The sequence below is a fragment of the Streptomyces sp. NPDC006655 genome, assembly GCF_040703965.1.
Taxonomy (GTDB): Bacteria; Actinomycetota; Actinomycetes; order Streptomycetales; family Streptomycetaceae; genus Streptomyces.
Map to the genome: position 1 here is coordinate 1 of NZ_JBEYJU010000085.1, position 19627 is coordinate 19627.

The 19627-nt window shown below is 73.8% G+C and carries 10 protein-coding genes; all 10 read right to left on the bottom strand.

Annotated elements, in window-relative coordinates:
• Positions 1 to 90 precede the first annotated feature (90 nt).
• Positions 91 to 840, bottom strand: a complete 750-nt coding sequence (locus AB0958_RS34395; protein WP_366894387.1) for a class I SAM-dependent methyltransferase — start codon at positions 838 to 840, stop codon at positions 91 to 93.
• Positions 841 to 937: 97 nt separating this feature from the next.
• On the bottom strand, positions 938 to 1135 hold the full coding sequence (locus AB0958_RS34400; RefSeq protein WP_366894388.1) for an MbtH family NRPS accessory protein: 198 nt from the start codon (positions 1133 to 1135) through the stop codon (positions 938 to 940).
• 120 nt (positions 1136 to 1255) lie between these two features.
• Positions 1256 to 2338 (bottom strand): GntG family PLP-dependent aldolase, encoded by a 1083-nt coding sequence (locus tag AB0958_RS34405; protein WP_366894389.1) that lies wholly within the window; start codon positions 2336 to 2338, stop codon positions 1256 to 1258.
• Positions 2325 to 3848 (bottom strand): argininosuccinate lyase, encoded by a 1524-nt coding sequence (argH, locus tag AB0958_RS34410; protein ID WP_366894390.1) that lies wholly within the window; start codon positions 3846 to 3848, stop codon positions 2325 to 2327. Before argH ends, AB0958_RS34405 begins: the two co-directional genes overlap by 14 nt.
• Positions 3845 to 5077: an ATP-grasp domain-containing protein gene (locus AB0958_RS34415; protein WP_366894391.1), complete on the bottom strand. Its 1233-nt coding sequence runs from the start codon at positions 5075 to 5077 to the stop codon at positions 3845 to 3847. The genes argH and AB0958_RS34415 overlap by 4 nt, the downstream gene beginning before the upstream one ends.
• The gene (locus AB0958_RS34420) at positions 5074 to 6132 is read right to left on the bottom strand and encodes a pyridoxal-phosphate dependent enzyme (RefSeq protein ID WP_366894392.1); all 1059 of its coding nucleotides are present in this window, start codon (positions 6130 to 6132) and stop codon (positions 5074 to 5076) included. The genes AB0958_RS34415 and AB0958_RS34420 overlap by 4 nt, the downstream gene beginning before the upstream one ends.
• The gene (locus AB0958_RS34425) at positions 6107 to 7114 is read right to left on the bottom strand and encodes a GHMP kinase (RefSeq protein WP_366894393.1); all 1008 of its coding nucleotides are present in this window, start codon (positions 7112 to 7114) and stop codon (positions 6107 to 6109) included. The genes AB0958_RS34420 and AB0958_RS34425 overlap by 26 nt, the downstream gene beginning before the upstream one ends.
• Positions 7115 to 11176, bottom strand: coding sequence for an amino acid adenylation domain-containing protein (locus AB0958_RS34430; protein ID WP_366894394.1), 4062 nt, complete (start codon positions 11174 to 11176; stop codon positions 7115 to 7117).
• Positions 11173 to 14484 (bottom strand): amino acid adenylation domain-containing protein, encoded by a 3312-nt coding sequence (locus tag AB0958_RS34435; RefSeq protein WP_366894396.1) that lies wholly within the window; start codon positions 14482 to 14484, stop codon positions 11173 to 11175. The genes AB0958_RS34430 and AB0958_RS34435 overlap by 4 nt, the downstream gene beginning before the upstream one ends.
• Positions 14481 to 19502, bottom strand: coding sequence for an amino acid adenylation domain-containing protein (locus tag AB0958_RS34440; RefSeq protein ID WP_366894397.1), 5022 nt, complete (start codon positions 19500 to 19502; stop codon positions 14481 to 14483). The genes AB0958_RS34435 and AB0958_RS34440 overlap by 4 nt, the downstream gene beginning before the upstream one ends.
• Between the last annotated feature and the right edge of the window lie 125 nt (positions 19503 to 19627).

Sequence of the window (19627 nt, forward strand, 5' to 3'; positions counted from 1 at the left end):
GGCGCAGTACCAGCAGGTCCTCTCCGCCACCAGCAGCCTCACCCGGGACACCCTCTACAACATGGTCCGTGACCGCTGGTCGGCACCGCGTCAGGCCAGGGTGAGGACGACACCGTAGTCCGGGCCGTGCCGTTCGGCCTCGGCCAGCTCCCAGCCGGTGCCCTCGGCCAGCGCTTCGAGCTCCGGCAGCGAGGTGAACAGGTAGTCGAACCAGTCCGTCACCAGCAGTCGGTGCCGCAGCCGCAGCCGCATCTGGCCGCTCATCCGGCCCTGCCGCCGGTTCGCCGCGAGGTACTCGGCGTGCTGCGCCCCGTCGAGCAGGTAGGGGTCCATCCCGGTCCCGACGATCCGGGCCCCGGGCCGCGCCAGCCGGGCCAGCGCGCCGAGCAGCCGCGGGGCGCGCTCGCGGCTCTCCAGCAGGCCGAGGTTGCGGCCCAGCAGCAGGAAGGTGTCGAAGCGGGCACTCTCCGGCAGGTCGTCGACGGTGCCGAGGAACGTCTCCGCCAGTCCGCGGCGTCGGCACACGTCGAGCGCGTCGGCCGACACGTCGAGGCCCACGATCTCGCCGCCGCGGTCCTGGAAGGGAACCGCGAACCGGCCGGCCCCGACCCCGATGTCCAGGACCCGGCCGCGGAACCGGGAGAAGGCCCAGCGGTCCAGCGCGGGCCAGGCGTCCGGGCCCGCGAAGAAGCCCACCGCGTCGTAGCCGCTGATGTATCCGTCGTCGCGTTCACAGATCTCGAAATAGGCGTCCCGCGGCAGCCCCGCGGTGTGGCAGTCGAGCAGGAGCTGCCCCCACGCGTCTGCCGTGCGGGGCGTGAGCGGCTGGGCCACGGTCATCCGCGAAGTCCTTTCCGGGCGTGTGCCCTGTCCTGGTGGTCGGGTGCGGGACGGGGGTGCCGGCGGACCCGTTCCGCCGGCACCCCCGGGTCCGCTGTCAGGCGGCGGTGGCGGAGCGCAGGCTCAGCGGGCGCATGTCGGTCCAGACGCGCTCGATGTGGTCGAGGCAGTCCTCCTTCGGACCGCTGACGCCGACCGCGCGCCAGCCCTGCGGGATGTCCCGGTCGGCGGCCCAGACCGAGTACTGCTCCTCGTCGTTGACGACGACGAGCCACTGCTGGGAGCTCTGCTGCATGACGGTTCTCCGATCGTGTGGTGAAGCTGTTTCAGGGAGGTGGTTCGAACAGGTGGAGCGGTGGTGCGGGTGGTTGCTGTGGTGCGGGTAGTGGTCGCTGTGGTGCGGATGAGGCAAGGGTCAGACGGCGGCGGGCTGCGGCAGCAGGAGCTGCCGGAAGACCGCCAGGGCGCGGTCGACGTCGGCGTCGTCCACCCCCGCGTGGGTGACGGCCCGGATCCGGCCGCGACCCAGCTCGGCGAGGCGTACGCCCTCCTCCCAGGCCCGCTCCATGAACCGGGCCTGGGTCAGACCGGGGGCGTCGACCCGGAAGAAGACCATGTTGGTCTCGACCGGCTCCACCACCACCCCGGGCAGCGCGGCCAGCCCCTCGGCCAGCCGGCGCGCCGTGGCGTGGTCGTCGCCGAGCCGTAGCGTCATCTCCCGCAGCGCGACCAGCCCGGCCGCGGCCAGCACCCCGGCCTGCCGCATGCCGCCGCCGAGCATCTTGCGGATGCGCCGCACCGACCGGATGAACTCGGCACCGCCCGCGACCATCGAGCCGACCGGCGCGGACAGCCCCTTCGACAGGCAGAACTGCACCGAGTCCGCGTAACCGGCGATGACGCGCACCGGCACGCCGAGGACGAGCGCGGCGTTGAAGAGGCGGGCCCCGTCCAGGTGGACCGCCACCCCGCGGGAGCGGGCCAGCGCCCGGACCTCCGCCAGGTACTCCAGCGGCAGCACCCGCCCGCCGCAGCGGTTCTGCGGGTTCTCCACGCACAGCAGGGCGGGCAGCGCGAACTGCGGGTCCTCGGGGTCCTCCGGGAAGGCGGCCTCGATGTCGGCGAGCGCCATGGTGCCGTCGGCCCGGTTGGCCACCGGCTCGACGATCACCCCGCCGCAGTAGGAGGCGCCGCCGGCCTCGTAGACGTAGATGTCGGACTCGGCGCCCGCGAGGGCCTTGGTGCCGCGCGGGCAATGGGCCAGCAGGGCCGCCAGGTTGCCCATGGTGCCGCTGGGCATGAAGCAGGCGTCCTCCATGCCCAGCAGCCCGGCGGCCAGCTCCTCCAGTTCACGGACGGTGGGGTCCTCGCCGTAGACGTCGTCGCCGAGCGGCGCCCTGGTCATCTCCGCCAGCATGCGGGGCGTGGGCAGGGTGAACGTGTCGCTGCGCAGTTCGACGACGTGCGCCGGGGCGGCGCCGCGGTCAGTGTTCGTCATGGATGTCCTCCTCGGAATCGGGGCCGGCGGCCGCGGCGGTCCCCCGCGTCCTGCCGTGCACCAGGGCCATGGCGTCCCGCAGGCGCTCGTCGGCGTCGCGCCAGCGGGCGGTCTGCTTGGCCAACCGGGCGCGGTGGTCCTCCCAGCTCTGGATGAGCGGTTCGTGGCAGCGGCGGAACGAGGCCGGGCCGGGGCCGCCGCCGAACTCCGCCGCCCACCACACGCTCTCCGGCCGCAGGTCGGCGCAGTCGCCGGCCGGCAGGTGGCCGTTCGCCTCCAGGGCCGTGCCGAGCGAGCCGGCCCGCCCCTCCACGACGGCGAGCGCGGCCTCTCCGACCTGGTGGTGGGCCCGCCGGAACGGCACGCCCTGGCGCACCAGCCACTCCGCGGTCGCGGTCGCGTGGGTCAGCCCCGCCGTCGACCGGTCCGCCATGGCCCGGGGCACCGGCCGGGCCCCGTCGTAGGCCATCCGCAGGATCTTCACCGCGTCGATCGTCGCGTCCAGCGCCGGCATCACATGGGTCATCGCCTCGGTGCCGACCGCGATGGAATTGGTGAACGGAGTACCCCGCATCGCGCTCACCGCGGCCGTCAGCCCGCCGAGGGCGGCGGCCGACTTGCCCTGCACGTGCTCCAGCACGAACGCGTTGCGCTTCTGCGGCATCATCGAACTCGACCCGACCAGCCCGTCGGGGATCGTCACCAGCCCGAACTCCGCGCTCGACCACATCAGCAGGTCGAGGGCGGCCCGGTCGAGGGTGACGCCGAGGACCACGGCCGTCGACAGCAGCCGCAGCGCGGTGTCCCGGCTGGCGATGGCATCCACCGAGTTGCGCACCGCCTCGCCGAAACCGAGGAGTTCGGCCGTGCGCCCCGGGTTGATCGGCACGGTCGTCCCGCCGATCGACCCGGCGCCCAGCGGGCACCGCTCCAGCAGCTCGCCGGCCTGGGCCAGGGCCCGGGCGTCCCGCTCGAAGGCCTGCGCCAGCCCGAGGAGGTAGTGGCCGTAGGTGATCGGCACGGCCGCCTGGAAGTGGGTGTAGGCGGGCATCAGCACCTCGCGGTGCTCGTGGGCGCGTTCCAGCAGCACCCGGCCCAGCTCGGCCAGCTCCTCCGACAGCCGCCGGTACGGTTCGCGCAGGGCCAGCTGGAGGCAGGTGACGCCGAGGTCGTTGCGGGAACGGCCGGTCTGCAGGACACCGCCGGTCTCGTCGCCGAGGGTCTCGATCAGGTGGGACTCGTAGGCCAGGTAGAGGCCGCGCGGGGCGGGCACGGTCTCCAGGGCCCGGTAGTCCTGCTCGCGCAGTGCGGTGATGGCCGCGAGCAGGGTGGAGGCGGTCTCGGCGCCGACGATGCGGCGCTCGGCGAGCATCACGACGTGGGCGAGGTCGACGTGGGTGATCCGGTCGAGCTCGGTCTTCCAGGCGGGCCGCGGTGGGTCCCGCCGCTCCAGGAGCATGCGGCGGATCTCGGGCGACGCGGCGCTGCGCAGGCGGCCGGAGTCCGTCATGCCGGCACCTCCTGACGGGCCGCCAGGGACGGGGTGATGCGGCCCACGCCCTCCTCGGCGGCCGCGGCCGCCTCGGCGGCGGTCGCGCCCCGGGCCAGCACGTGTCCGATCCGGTCGCGGAAGTCGCCGCCCACGGTGATCTCCGCGCCCGGCTCCCGGTAGGTCTCCACGTCGACCACACCGGGAACGGCGCAGGCCCGTGCCACCCCGTCGACGCCGCGCAGCCGGCCGCTCTCGGCCGGGACCACGAACCGGATCGCCGCGCCCTGGGCCGCGGTCACGGCCACCGGGGACGGAAGTCCGGCGAACGCGGCGACCGTGCCCAGGATCAGGTCGGCGCCGGTCGCCTCCCGTACCAGCCGGGGGATCCAGCCGCCCGCCAGCCGCGGGTTGACCTCGATCAGGACCGGACCCGCCGGGCCGAGCCGCAGCTCCACGTGGGCCGGGCCGAGGGCGATGCCGAGCGCCCGTACGGCCGCCTCGGCCGCCTCGGTGATCGCCTCCCGCGCGGCCGGGGCCAGGGCGGCGGGGAAGTCGTGCCCGGTCTCGACGAACAGGGGCGGTGCGCCGAGGTGCTTGGCGGTGATCCCGGCCACGGTGCCGTCGAGGACCTCGGCCGAGTACTCCGGGCCGCTCACGAACTCCTCGACCGTGACCCGGCGCGGCACCGGCCGGCCGCGCTCGTCGGACCCGCGGGACAGCAGGGCGCGGGCGTGCCCGGCCGCCTGCTGCGGGTCCGCGCACAGCCGCACGCCGAGGCTGCCGCTGCCGGTGACCGGCTTGACGACCACCGGGTAGCCGGTCCCCGCCGCCGCGGCCAGGACCTCCTCGACCGTGCCGGCCACCGTGTACCGCGGCACCCGCACTCCGGCCGCGGCGAGCCGGGCCCGCTGCGTGCCCTTGTCGCGGACCGCGGCCAGGTCGGCGGGGGAGTTGGCCGGCAGGCCGAGCGCGACGGCCGCAGCCGCGGCGGTCTCCACGTAGTAGTCGGAGCTGGTGGCGACGCCCACGACGCGCCGCCCGACGGCCGGCCGGCGGCAGGCGTCGACCACCGCCGGCACGCTGTCGGTGTCGGTGCGGACCACCTCGGCGCCGCCGACCGACGCGTACCGGGACGGGTCGGCGGCCAGCAGCACCGGGTGCAGGCCGAGCGCGCGGGCCGCCGCGGGGAACAGCCGGCCCGTACCGGTGGTGTTGCTCTCGACGAGGACGAACACGTCCCGGGTCATACGGTCGCTCCTTCCGCGAGAGCGACGACCTCGTCGCGGGTGCGTCGCTGCCAGGCGTACCGGGACCAGCTGCCGGCGGCCTGGACGGGATGGTCCAGGGTGCGCGGCGCCGGGGGCGGCGGGGTCAGGAAGCCGTTGCGGCGCAGCCAGGCGTCGTTGTGCACGGTGTTGGTGTAGCGGTGACCCTCGTCCGGGAAGAGCGCCATCACCCGCAGTTCCGGGTGCTGTTCGGCGTACCAGCTCGCCACGTGGTGCGCGGCGCCGCTGGTCGGCCCCATGTAGAGGGCGTGCTCCGCGTGCAGCCGCCGGGTCGCGGTGAACGCGGTCCCCGCGTCCAGCCAGTGGACCTCGTCGAACAGCGTGTGCTCCAGGACCGGCGGCACCAGGCCGTTGCCGAGACCGCGCAGCTGCCGGGGCCCGGCGGGGGCGCCGAACAGCACGCTGCCCGGGGTGTCCACGCCGATCAGCTTCAGCTGCGGGTTCAGCGCCCGCAGGAACGAGCCGATCCCGGACGACGAACCGCCCGAACCGACCGGGCAGACCAGCGCGTCGAACGTGCCCATGCTCTCCAGCAGGAGTTCGGCGACCGCGCCGTACGACACCGGGTTCAGCGGATTGTCGTACTGGCCGGGGGTGTAGTAGGAGCCGAGCCGGGCCTGGATGCGGGCCACCCGGTCCAGGCGGGCCTGCTGCACCCCGCGGGTGCGCAGTTCGGGACCCGAGACGATGCTCACCCGGGCGCCGAGCGCCTCCAGCCGGCGGCGCAGCGGCGGTTCGATCGCCGGGTCCCCGACGAGGACCAGCGGAATGCCCTTGAGCCGGCACACCATCGCCAGCCCGAGCCCGAAGGTGCCGGACGTGGTCTCCACGACCGTGGTGCCCTCGTCGAGCTCGCCGGTCTCGATGGCACTGGTGAGGATGAACTGGGCGGGCAGCAGCTTCATCAGATGGAAGGCGGCCCCGTACACGTTGGGCCCGATCTGGATGACCTTGGGCAGGACGTGGCCGTCGACCACGCTCCTGAAGGCCCTACGACTGGTGTGCGTACGGGACATGAGTCTCGCTCCCGGCTGTGTAGCGCCAATGGTCGGTGATGCGCAGTTCCGCGAGCCGGCGGGCGGCCAGCGCGGTGCGCTGCTCCAGTCCCGGCCGCTGGGGTGCGAAGAGGAGGCCGGCGACCGTGCCGCTGTGGGCCACCTGCACGCCCAGCGCCTCGGTCTCCTCGGCGATCTCCAGCAACCGGTCGAAGCGGGGCACCGGCAGGAACCGCTGGTTGATCCGCGCGCTCGCGGTGGAGATCCGGCCGAGTTCCCGGTGGTCACCCCGGGCCACGGCCCGGCGCATGAGGCCGCGCAGCGCGCGGAAGCACTCGATCTCCCAGGCGTTGTACCGCGCCCGCGGCAGCGCCAGGGTGTCCACCTCCTGCTCCGTCGTGGCGAAGCCCACCACCGCGAGCGGTGGCACCGGCCGGTGGAAGTCCTCGATGACCGCGCCCTCGCGGTGCGCGAACAGCAGCATCCGGTCGAAGTAGATCAGGGGATCGGTGGCCGCCTCGGCGGCCACCGCGATCCGGGCGATCCGCTCCGGCGCGAGGTTGCGGCCGACCGCGGCCAGCACCGCCAGGATCGCCGCGGTCACGTCGCTGGTCGACGAGCCGAGGCCGCGGCCGACCGCGACGTCGCCCCGCAGCTCCAGCTCTCCGCCGTAGGCGCCCATGCCGAGCACCTCCAGGGTGGTGCGGGCGGCGGCGAGGGCCTTCGTCTTCCACGACGGGGTGACCGTCAGCTCCGGCTCCCAACGGCTCAGCCGCACCGTCGCGTTGCTGGCGAACAGCGGGCAGGGCAGCGTCACCAGGCCGCGGCGGAGCCTGCCGTCGTCCTCGAACACCCCCTGGAGCAGTTCACCGTGGTGGCTGGGGGCGGTTCCGGTGCCCATGAGCACGCCGTGCTCCAGGTGCGGGGGCTCCAGCCCCCTCTGTGCCTGGCCGTGCGTGTCCTGTGCGGACAGCACGCCCTGGCTCTGCACGCCGATCTTCACCTACGCCTCCTCGGACGTTCGGGTAATGGAGGTCACGCGCTCAGCCGCGCGGGCGGCGGGGACCGGGAAACCGGCGGGGCGGCCGGCGGTCTGGTGCGGGCCGACGATCTCGGCGATCCGCGCGGCCAGTTCGGCGACGTGCGGAGGGTGCACCATGTCGTGGTGGTTGCCCGGCACCGGGACGGTGCGGACCAGGCCGCGGGTCAGCGCCTGCCAGGCCGCCGGGTCGACGTCGGGGCTCTTGAGGGTCGGGTGGGACTCGGAGACGGTGAGCAGGTGGACGTCTGCGTGGACGACCGCGCCGGGCCGGTAGCGGCCGGCGGCCTCCCCGTTGGCGCGGGCGACCTCGACCATGCGGCGCACGGCCGTCGACTCGATCCGGTCGGGCAGCCGGCCGTTCTGGTGCGACTGGCGGACCAGGGCGGCGATGAGCGCGTTGTCGTCGAGGTCGTCCATCTCGTCGGACGACAGCCCGGCGTCGGCCCCGAACCGGGACAGCACGTCCTCGTCGCCGACGAGGTCCGCCGAGCCCGGCACCGGCGAGTCCAGCAGCACCAGCGCGCCGACCTCGCGGCCCGCCCGCTCCAGCCGCACCGCCATCTCGAACGCCACCACCCCGCCGAACGACCAGCCGCCCAGCAGCACCGGCCCCTCGGGGGCCCGCTCCGCCATCTCGGCGAGATAGCGCTCGGCGATCTCCTCGACGGTGCGCAGCGGCGCCGCGTCCGTGTTGTAGCCGACCGCCTCGACGCCGTACAGGTCGACCGCGCCCTCCAGCTCCCGCGCCAGGCCCATGTAGGAGCTGACGCCGCCGCCGTGCGGATGGACCAGGAACAGCGGCGAGCGGGTGGCGGGCGAGGCCGTCGACAGCGGGACCAGCAGCCGCTCGGAGACCGCGGACAGCCCGGGGAGCGCGCCGCACAGCGCCTCGATGGTGGGCGACCGGAAGAAGGTGCTGAGCGGCACGCTCACACCGAGTTCCCGCCGTACCGCCTCGACCAGTTCGAAGGCGCTGAGCGAGTTGCCGCCGGCGGCGAAGAAGTCGTCCCGCACGCCCACCGGGGACCGGCCGAGGACCCGCTCGCAGATCGAGGTGACCCGCAGCTCCAGCGAGTCGCGGGGCGCGACCGGCTCGGCGCCCGCCTCGGCGGCCGGTTCGGGCAGCTGCTTGCGGTCCACCTTGCCGTTCGGCGTCAGCGGCATCCGCTCCAGGCCGACCAGCACGGCCGGGACCATGTACTGCGGCAGGTGCTCCCGCAGGTGGGCGCGGAGTCCGGGCTCGTCGGGCTCGTCCCGCCAGGAGACGTAGCCGACGATCCGCCGGGCCATGTCCTCGCCCGCCGTGATCACCGCGGCCCGTTCCACCGAGGGGTACCGCTGGAGGACCGACTCGATCTCGCCGAGTTCGATGCGGTGGCCGCGGATCTTGACCTGGGTGTCCTCGCGGCCGATGTACTCCAGCCTGCCGTCGGGCCGCCTGCGGGCCAGGTCACCGGTGCGGTAGAGCCGGCCGCCGGCCCCGAACGGGTCCGGCACGAACCGCTCCGCCGTGAGGGCGGGCCGCCCGGCGTAGCCGCGGGTGACGCCCGCGCCGCCGATGACCAGTTCGCCGACGGCGCCGATCGGCACCAGCCGCATCCGGTCGTCCACCACGTGCACCGTGGTGTTGGCGATCGGCAGACCGATCGACACCGGCTCCCCGGGCCCCGGGGGCGCGATCAGCTGCACGGTCGAGTAGACGCTGGTCTCGGTGGGGCCGTACACGTTCCACAGCCTCGACACCCGCGGCGCCAACTCCTGGGCGAGCTGCGCCGAGAGCGCCTCGCCGCCGGAGACCGCCTGGAGGTCGCCGCCCTGCCAGCCGCTGAGCAGCAGCAGGTGCCAGGTGGCCGGCGTCGCCGCCATGACCGTCGTCCCCGACTCCGCCACGATCCGGGCCAGGGCCGCGCCGTCCGCGGACGTCTCCCGGTCCACCAGCACCACCCGGGCGCCGTGGACGAGCGGCACGAACAGCTCCAGCACCGACGCGTCGAACGCCACCGTGGTCACCGCGCACAGCACGTCGTCACCGGACAGGCCGAGGGTGGCGCCGATGTCCGCGACGAAGTTCACCAGACCGCGGTGCGGGACCATCACGCCCTTGGGGCGGCCGGTCGAACCGGAGGTGTAGATCACGTACGCCAGGTCGTCCGGGCCGAGCGGCGCCGCCGGCCCGCTCTCCGCGGGCACCCGCGGGGCCCCGCCCACGTCGACGAGCCGCACGTCCGGGGCCGGGTCCAGCCGGGCCACCAGCTCCGGGCGGCCCAGCAGCAGCCGGGCCCCGCTGTCGGCCAGCACGTACGCCAGCCGCTCCGGCGGATAGTCGGACTCCAGGGGCAGATAGGCCGCGCCGGACTTGAGCACCGCCAGCAGCGCCACCAGCAGGTCCGGGGACCGCTCGACCAGCACGCCCACCGGGGCGTCCTGGCCGGCGCCCTCCGCGCGCAGCACGGCGGCCAGCGCCGAGGCCCGCCGCACCAGTTCGGCGTAGGTGAGCCGCTCGCCGCCGGGTCCCTCCACGGCGACCGCGTCCGGGGTCCGGGCGGCCTGCCGGTCCACCAGGTCCGGCACGAGCAGCGGCGACTCGGGGCCGGCGGTGTCGTTCCAGTCCGAGAGCAGCAGCCGCTCCTCCTCGGGCGCCAGCAGATCGAGGTCGCCGATCCGGGTCTCGGGCCGCCGCACCGCGTGCGCCAGGATCCGCCGGTAGTGCTCGGCGAACCGGGCGACGGTGTCGGCCTCGAACAGCTCGGTCGCGTAGGAGATCAGCACCTCCATGCGCCGGCCCCGGGTCACCACGGTCACGTCCAGGTCGAAGCGGGCGGTGTCCGTCTCGACCGGCAGCGACCTGGCCGACACCCGGGGCAGCCGCAGCTGCGAGGTCTGCTCCTCGACCAGGTTGAACAGCAGCTGGAACAGCGGGTTGCGGCTCAGGTCGCGCTCCGGCCGCAGTTCGTCCACCAGCACGTCGAACGGCACGCCCTGGTGCTCGTACGCCTCCAGGGTGGTGGCCCGGACCCGGGACAGCAGCTCGGCGAAGGTCGGGTTGCCGTCCAGGTCGGTGCGGAGCAGCACCGTGTTGACGAAGAACCCGATCAGGCCCTCGGTCTCCTGGAGCGTACGGCCGGACATCGGCACGCCCACGGTCACGTCCCGGCTGCCGGAGTGCCGCGACACCAGCGCGGCGAACGCCGCGAACAGCACCATGAACGGCGACACGTGGTACTTCTGGGCGAGTTCCCGCACCCCGTCGGCGACGGCCGGGTCGATCACGTGCGAGACCCGGGCGCCCGCGCCGCCGCGCACCGCGGGCCGGGGCCGGTCGCCGCGCAGTTCGGTCGGGGTCGCCCCGGCCATGGTCCGCTTCCAGAACTCGACCTCGGCGGCCGCCTCGGGCGTCTCCAGCTGCCGGGCCGCCAGGTCCGCGTAGTCCTCGTACTGGATCGGCAGCTCGGGCAGCTCCGGACGGCCGCCCGCGGTGAACGCCGCGTAGGCCTGGGAGAGTTCCTGCCAGAGGATCTGCATGGACGCCGCGTCCACGGCGATGTGGTGCACGACCACCGTGAACAGATAGCGCTGGTCGGGGAGTTCGGTCAGCCGGGCGCGCAGCCAGGGGCCGTTTGCGAGGTCGAACCGGCCGCTGATGTCCGCGTCCCGCATCCGGTACGCCTCCTCGTACGCCGGGCCGACCGCCAGATAGCGCAGGTCGGTGCGCTGGAGCCGTACCGCCGACGCCGGTCCCACCCGCAGCCGCGGTCCGCCGACGGCGTCCTCCACCACCCGGGAGCGCAGGATGGTGTGCCGCTCCACGACCAGCCGCAGGGCGGCGGCCAGGGCGTCCACGTCGAGCAGCCCGGCCAGTTCGAAGACCTGCGCCATGTTGTACTCGACGAGTTCCGGACGGAGGTGCTCCAGGAGCCACACCCGTCGTTGCGCCGCCGACAGCGGCGCGTCCACGGCGGGACCGGAGCCGGTCCCGCGCCGCGCGGTCTCCACCGCGCGTTCCACGATCGGACTTGTCGTCATCGGGATGTCCTCCCGTCGGCGGTACCGGACGCGGGCAGCAGGTGTCCGACCGCTTCCGCCATGGTGCGGATGGTGGGGTTGTCGAAGATCAGCGCGAGTGGGATGTCGGGGGACAGAGCGGTCCGCAGCCGGGAGACGATCCGGGTGGCGAGCAGCGAATGCCCGCCCAGGGCGAAGAAGTTGGCGTCAACGTCCAGCTCCGGCCGGCCCAGCACCTCCGACCAGATCCCCGCGACCAGTTCCTCGGCCGCCCCACTCGCCCGGGTGGCCGTCTCCTCGGCGGCGGCCTTCGGTTCGGGCAGCGCCCGGTGGTCGGTCTTGCCGTTGGCGTTGACGGGGATGCGGTCGAGCACGGTGATGCTGGAGGGGATCATGTAGAGGGGCAGCAGGTCGCTGAGGTGGGTGGTGAGCCCGGCGAGCAGTTCGTCCTCGGGGCCGGTGTGTTCGGCGGTGATGTAGGCGGCGAGGCGCTGGTCGCCGGGGACGGGTTCCCATGTGCTGACGACGGCGTCGCGGACGCCGGGGTGGCGGCGCAGGGTGTGTTCGATCTCGGCGGGTTCGATGCGGATGCCGCGGATCTTGACCTGGCTGTCCACGCGCCCCAGGAAGACCAGGGAGCCGTCGGCGCGCCGGATGCCCCGGTCACCCGTGCGGTACAGCCGGGTGCCGGGCACCCGGGGGTGCGGCAGGAAGGCCGCGGCGGTCTTGCGGGCGTCACCCAGGTAGCCGCGGGCCAGGCCCACGCCGGCCAGGTACAGCTCCCCGGGGATGCCGTCCGGGACGGGGTCGAGGTGCTCGTCCAGCAGCAGCACCTCGTTGTTGGCGATGGCACGCCCCAGCGGGACGTCCGCGTCGTGGTCGTCGGTGGTGCAGGTGTGGCTGGTGGAGTCGATGGAGACTTCGGTGGCGCCCCATTGGTTGTGGAGGCGGGCGGGGGTGTGGGCGAGTCGGTCGTGGAATGTGGCGACGAGGTCGGGGCGGAGGGCTTCGCCGCTGGAGATGACGTGGCGGAGGTGGGTGAGGGGTTGTCGGGTGGGGGTGAGCTCGTCGAGGAAGAGGGTGAGCATGGAGGGGACGAAGTGGAGGGCGGCGATGTGGTGGTCGCTGGTCCAGTCGGCGATAGCGCGGGGGTCGCGGTGGAGGCCGGGGGGGAGCATGACGACGGTGGCGCCGGCGATGAGGGGCCAGAAGATCTCGACGGCGGAGTCGTCGAAGCTGAGGACGGTTTTGTGCAGGACGGTGTCGCCGGGGGTGAGGGGGTACTGGGCCTGCATCCATTGCATGCGGTTGGTCCAGCCGGCGTGGGTGGAGGCGACGCCCTTGGGCGTGCCGGTCGACCCGGAGGTGTAGTACACCGAGATCAGGTTGTCCCCGGTGACCCCGCTGCCGGGGGCGGCCGGGGACGACCCGGTGAGCGTTCCCGGCCCGCAGTCCAGCACCGCGCACCCGGCACCGGCCCCGTCGCGGGCCCCGGTGAGCAGGGCTGCCCGCTCGGCGTCCGCGCAGGCCACCGGGGCGCCCGCGTCGGTGAGCACCTGGACGGCGCGGCCGAGGGGCAGGTCCGGGTCGAGCGGGACGAAGGCCCCGCCCGCCTTGAGGATGGCCAGGAGGGTGACGGCCATCTCGGCGGAGCGGTCCATCCAGAGGCCGACGGGGGTGTCGGCGACGACTCCGGCCTCGCGGAGCCGGGCGGCCAGGTGGTTGGCGCGGCCGGTGAGTTCGGCGTAGGAGAGGGTGTTCTCGGAGTCGGTGACCGCCGGCGCGTGCGGGGTCGCCGCCGCCACCGCGTCCACCAGATCCGTCAGCAGACCCTCCGGGAACACCGTGGCCTCGCCCAGCCCCGTGGCGAGCAGCCGCTCGCGTTCGGCCGCGTCGACCATGCCGACACCGGAGACCGGACGGCCCGGCTCGGCCAGCGCGTTGCGCAGGAACGTGACGAAGTGCCGCATCAGCCGGCTGATCGTGGCCGGCTCGAACAGGTCCGATTCGTAGTAGGCGATCCCGGAGAACGCGTCGCCGGAGCGCGTGAGGGCCACGCTCAGGTCGAACCGCGACTTGCCGTCGACCAGTTCCACCCGCTCGGTCGCCAGACCGGGCAGGACCAGGTCGTCGGTCTCCTCGTCGCCCAGCGCGAACAGCACCTGGAACAGCGGGTTGCGGCTCGGGTCCCGCTCCGGCTGGAGCTCCTCCAGCAGGGCTTCGAAGGGGAGTTCCTGATGCTCGTAGGAGGAGAGGGTGTTCGCCCGGGTGCGGGCCAGCAGCTCCTCGAACGACGGGTCGTCGGCCAGCTCGGTGCGGATCAGCAGCGTGTTGACGAAGTAGCCGATCAACTCGTCGAGTTCGGGACGCACCCGGCCGGCGATCGGCGTGCCCAGGGTGACGTCCCGGGTCGCCGAGTGCCGGGCGAGGACCACGCTGAACGCGGCCGTCAGCGTCATGAACGCGGTCGCGTTGTGCTCCCGTGAGAAGCGGTTGACCGCCGCCCCCAGCTCGCCGTCCACGGTGAACGAGAACTGGGCGCCGTTCCCGGTGCGCACGGCCGGCCGGGGCCGGTCCGTCGGCAGTTCGTCGGTGCTCGCGCCGGCCAGCCGCTGCCGCCAGAACTCCAGCTGGTGCCCCAGCCGCTCCGGCGTCTGGTGGTCCCGGCTCCACGCCGCGTAGTCCCCGTACTGGAGGGGCAGAGGCGGCAGTTCCGGCTCGCGGCCGGCCGCCAGGGCCGTGTAGGCCCGGGACAGCTCCGACCACAGCACCCGCATCGACGTGCCGTCGATCGCGATGTGGTGGACCACCAGCACCAGCAGCGCGTCGTCCTCGGCCAGCCGCACCACCGCGACCCGGAAGACGGGGCCGGTGGCCAGCGAGAACGGCTCGCGCATCAGCGAACGGGCGAACTCCACGCCCGCCGCGTACCGTTCACCGGCGCTGTCCCCGACGACGTCGTGGACCTGCACCGGGACCGGCGCGGCCGGCAGCACCCGGGGGACGGGGGCACCGTCCCGCTCGTCGAAGACCGTTCGCAGCACCTCGTGCCGGCCGGCCACCACCGTGAAGCTCCGGGCCAGCACCTCGGTGTCGAGCGCGCCCCGGACCCGGATCACGGTGGACGTGTTGTAACCCGGCATCATCTGCTCCAGAAGCCACATCCGCTCCTGCGAGTACGACGCCACCCGCGCGTCCGGTCCGGCCACCGGAATGGCCGTCGCCGCCGCGTCGGCGCGCCGGGCGGCACGGGCGCCCTGGAGCAGCGACCTGACCTGCGCGCGCCGCGCCTCCCGCGGGTCCGCCTGGGGTGTCCTGCTCGTGGTCATGAGCGGGTCCTCTCGGCAGTCGCGTCCCCGGCCTGGTCCGTCTCCGGGTCACCGACCGCGTCCAGCAGCAGGTTCTCCAGGGCGGTGGCCATGGTGTGGATCGTCGGGTTGTCGAAGATCAGCGCCAGCGGGACGTCCACGGACAGCACCGAACGCAGCCGGGAGACGATCCTCGTGGCGAGCAGCGAATGCCCGCCCAGGGCGAAGAAGTTGGCGTGGATGTCCAGGTCGGTGCGGTCCAGCACCTCCGACCAGATGCCGTCGATGAGCTGCTCGGCCTCGGTGGCCGGCCGCACCGCGACCGCGTCCGCCTCGAAGCGCGGCCGGGGCAGCGCCCGGTAGTCCGTCTTGCCGTTGGCGTTGACGGGGATGCGGTCCAGCACGGTGATGCTGGAGGGGATCATGTAGAGGGGCAGCAGATCGCTGAGGTGCGTGGTGAGCCCGGCCGGCAGCTCGTCCTCGGGACCGGCGTGCTCGACGGTGATGTAGGCGGCGAGGCGCTGGTCGCCGGGGACGGGTTCCCATTTGGTGACGACGGCGTCGTTGACGCCGGGGTGGCGGCGCAGGGTGTGCTCGATCTCGGCGGGTTCGATGCGGATGCCGCGGATCTTGACCTGGCTGTCCACGCGCCCGAGGAACGACAGCCTGCCGTCCGGTCGCCGCACGCCCCGGTCGCCGGTACGGTACAGCCGCTCGCCGTCCGCGTACGGGTGCGGGACGAAGGCCGCGGCCGTCTTGCGGGCGTCGCCGAGGTAGCCGCGGGCCAGGCCCACGCCGCCCAGGTACAGCTCCCCGGGGACACCGTCGGGCACCGGGTTGAGGTGCTCGTCCAGGATCACCACCTGGTTGTTGGCGATCGCCTCGCCGAGGGACACGTCACCGGCCCACTCGTCCTCCGGGACACAGGTGTGGCTGGTGGAGTCGATGGAGACCTCGGTGGCGCCCCATTGGTTGTGGAGGCGGGCGGGGGTGTGGGCGAGTCGGTCGTGGAACTTGGCGACGAGGTCGGGGCGGAGGGCTTCGCCGCTGGAGATGACGTGGCGGAGGTGGGTGAGGGGTTGTCGGGTGGGGGTGAGCTCGTCGAGGAAGAGGGTGAGCATGGAGGGGACGAAGTGGAGGGCGGCGATGTGGTGGTCGCTGGTCCAGTCGGCGATGGCGCGGGGGTCGCGGTGCAGGCCCGGGGGGAGCATGACGACGGTGGCGCCGGCGATGAGGGGCCAGAAGATCTCGACGGCGGAGTCGTCGAAGCTGAGGACGGTTTTGTGCAGGACGGTGTCGCCGGGGGTGAGGGGGTAGTGGGCCTGCATCCACTGCATGCGGTTGGTCCAGCCGGCGTGGGTGGAGGCGACGCCCTTGGGTGTGCCGGTCGACCCGGAGGTGTAGTACACCGAGATCAGGTTGTCCCCGGTGACACCGTTGTCCACCGCCGTGGGCGAGGAGCCGGTGAGCGTTCCCGGCCCGCAGGCCAGCACCGTGAGCGCCCCGGCCGCACCGGCCGCCAGCGACTCGGCGCGCTGCCCGTCCACACAGATCAGCGGGGCGCCCGCGTCCGTCAGCAGGGTCACCACCCGGCCCACCGGCAGGTCCGGGTCGAGCGGCAGGAACGCGCCGCCCGCCTTGAGGATGGCCAGGAGGGTGACGGCCATCTCGGCGGAGCGGTCCATCCAGAGGCCGACGGGGGTGTCGGCGACGACTCCGGCCTCGCGGAGCCGGGCGGCCAGGTGGTTGGCGCGGCCGGTGAGTTCGGCGTAGGAGAGGGTGCTGTCGGAGTCGGTGACCGCCGGCGCGTGCGGGGTCGCCGCCGCCACCGCGTCCACCAGATCCGTCAGCAGACCGCCGGGGTACTCGACGCGTTCGCCCAGCCCGCCGCCGAGCGGCGGCAGTTCGCGTTCCGCGGCGCCGGACTCCAGCCCGATGCGGTCCATCGGCCGCTCCGGGTCGGCGACCGCCGACCGCAGCAGGGTGATGTAGTGGTCCACCATCCGTCGGATGGTGTCCTCGTCGAACAGCGACGAGGCGTACTCCCAGATCAGGGTGATCCGGTCGCGGTCCGGGTGGTCCTCACGGCCGGCCCGCTGCTGGGCCCGCGGCACCACCACGATGTTCATGTCCATCTTGGACGAGCCGTTGTGCCGCTCCAGGACGGTGCCCCGCACACCCCCGAACTCCAGGTCCGGGACGATGGCGTTGTGGAAGCTGAACATCACCTGGAACAGCGGGTTGATGGACGGCACCCGCGGCGGGGCCACGGCCTCCACCAGCCGGTCCAGCGGCACGTCCTGCCAGTCCGAGGTCTCCATCAGCACGTCGTTGACGCGGCGTCGCAGGACCTCGAAGCCCGGGGAGCCCGAGGTGTCCAGCCGCAGCGGCAGGGTGTTCACCACCATGCCCAGCATGCGTTCGGTCTCCGCGAGCCTGCGGTTCGCGACACCTGAGCCGACCACCAGGTCGCTCTGGCCCGAGTAGCGGCTCAGCAGGGCCGCGAAGCCCGACAGCATCGAGGCGTACAGCGTCACCCCGGAGCGCTCGCTGGACTCCCGCAGCGCACGGCTGAGTTCGGCCGGCAGCTCGATCCGCAGGGCCGCGCCGTGGAAGGACGGGACGCGGGGCCGCGGCCGGTCCGTCGGCAGATCCAGGACGAGCGGGGCGTCCTCCAAGTGCTTCTTCCAGTACTCCAGGTGACGGTCCAGCACGTCGTCGCGCATCCAGGAGCGCTGCCAGGCGGCGAAGTCGGCGTACTGGATGGGCGGTTCGGGCAGCGGTGACGGGCGGCCGGCCGCCAGCTCGGGGTAGATCGCCCGGATCTCGTCCAGGAGCACGCCGAACGACCAGCCGTCGTGCACGAAGTGGTGCTCCACCTGGACGAGGGTGTGGTCGTCGGCCGCGTGCCGGATCAGCAGCCAGCGGGCCAGCGGCGGGTCGGTGAGCTCGAAGGGACGGCGGATGGTGTCCCGTACGACCTCCTCGGTACGGCGCTCCCGGTCCGCCTCCGGCACGTCCTGGAGGTCGACCACGGGCAGCCGGACCGTCATCGGCGGACGGACCTCCTGCATCGGCGCGCCGTCGACCGTGGAGAAGGCCGTACGGAAGATCTCGTGGCGGCGGACCACCTCGGTGATCGTGGCGCCCAGCGCCTCGGCGTCGAGCGGGCCGCGCAGCCGAATGGTGGCCTGGGCGTTGTAGGCGAGGTTGCCGGGGGAGAGCTGCTCCAGGAACCAGATCCGCTCCTGGGGGAAGGACAGCGGCAGCGGACGGTCCCGAGGCACCCGGACCACCGGCGGCAGCGGCGGCGCGCTGCGGCCCAGCCGGTCCAGCTCGGCGGCCATCCGGGCCACCGTGCGCTCCTGGTAGATGCTCGATATCGGCAGCTCGGTGCCGAACTCCGAACGGACCCGCGCCGCGAGGCGCCCGGCGAGCAGCGAGTGGCCACCCAGCAGGAAGAAGTCGTCGTCGACACCGACCTCGTCGATGCCGAGGAACTCGGCGGCGAGCTCCGCCAGTCGGCGCTCGGTCTCGGTGCGGGCCTCGGCCCCGTCGCCGCCCAGCCCCAGCGACGCGCGGTCCAGGGCGGGCAGGGCGGCCCGGTCCAGCTTGCCGTTGGGCAGCAGCGGCAGCCGGTCGATCAGCACGACCGACGGCACCATGAAGTGCGGCAGCCGGCCGGCGGCGAACTCGCGAAGCTCCAGCGGCTGCGCCGACGGCGCCACGGCGTAGGCCACCAGCCGGTCCTCGTCGCCGACCCGGCCGACGACCACCGCGACATCCTGGACGGCGGGGTGTTCGCGCAGCACGGCGGCGATCTCGTCGGGCTCGATGCGGAAGCCGTTCAGCTTGACCTGCTGGTCGATGCGGCCGAGGAAGTCCAGCTCGCCGTCGGGCGTCATCCGTACCAGGTCGCCGGTGCGGTAGGCCCGCTCGCCGGGGGAGTCCGGGTCCGGCACGAAACGGTCGGTGGTCAGGTCCGCCCGGCCGATGTAGCCGCGGGCCACCCCCGCGCCGCCGATGACCAGTTCACCGGGCTCGCCGGGCGCCACCGGGCGCAGCGACTCGTCCAGGACGTAGAGGCGCACGCCGTCGATGGCCCGGCCGATGACCGGCTTGCCGCCGCCCGGCACGGTCCGGGACACCGAGGCCCACACGGTGGTCTCGGTCGGGCCGTACGCGTTGAACATGGCCCGGCCCGGCGCCCACCGGTCGACCAGCTGCTGGGGGAGCGCCTCACCGGCGCACACGATCGTCTCCAGGTGCGGCAGTTCCCGCTCCGGCACCATCGCGAGCACGCTCGGCGGCAGGGTGATGTGGGTGATCCGGGCGTCGGCGAGGAAGTCGCCGAGGCCGGGCCCGTACAGGACGTCGCGGCGCGGCGGCAGGACCAGGGTGGCGCCCGAGCACAGCGCCATGGCCAGCTCGAAGACGGACGCGTCGAAGCTGGGCGAGGCGAACTGGAGGACCCGGTGGCCCGGACCGACGGTGAACGTGGAGCGCTGGGCGTCGGCCAGGTTGGCGAGCCCGCGCTGGGTGAGCGTCACGCCCTTGGGGCGGCCGGTGGAACCGGAGGTGTAGATGACGTAGGCCGCGGACTCCGGGCGCAGCCGGGGCAGCGGGAGGGACTCGGCCGGCGCGGTGTCGTCGGCGGGGTCCGCGAGCGGCACGCCGAGGGAGCGCAGCCACTCGGGCGCGTCCGCGTCGGCGATCACCAGCGCGGCACCCGAGTCGCTGATCATGTACGACAGCCGGTCGGCCGGGTACGAGGGGTCCAGCGGCAGCCAGGCGGCGCCGACGTGGGCGACGGCGAGGACCGAGGCCACGAGGTCGAGGGACGGCTCCAGGAACACGCCGACCGTCGCCCCGGGGCCCACGCCGAGGGAGCGCAGCCGGGCGGCCAGGGCGCGGGCGCGGGCGCCGAGTTCGGCGTACGTGAGGTGCCGGTCGCCGAGCTCTGCCGCGGGGCGGTCGGGGGTGGCTGCTGCTTGCCGGAGGAACTTGTCGAGGAAGTGTCCGGAATCTGCTGGTGTCACGGAAGTCTCCATGAGGGGCGGTGACGGACGGGCGAGGACCGGGGGACCGGGGCGTTCCATGGCCGGCCCGGGGGCCTGCCGCGGAACGCCCCCGTCCCGGTCGCCCTGCTTCGGCGGTTGCGGGC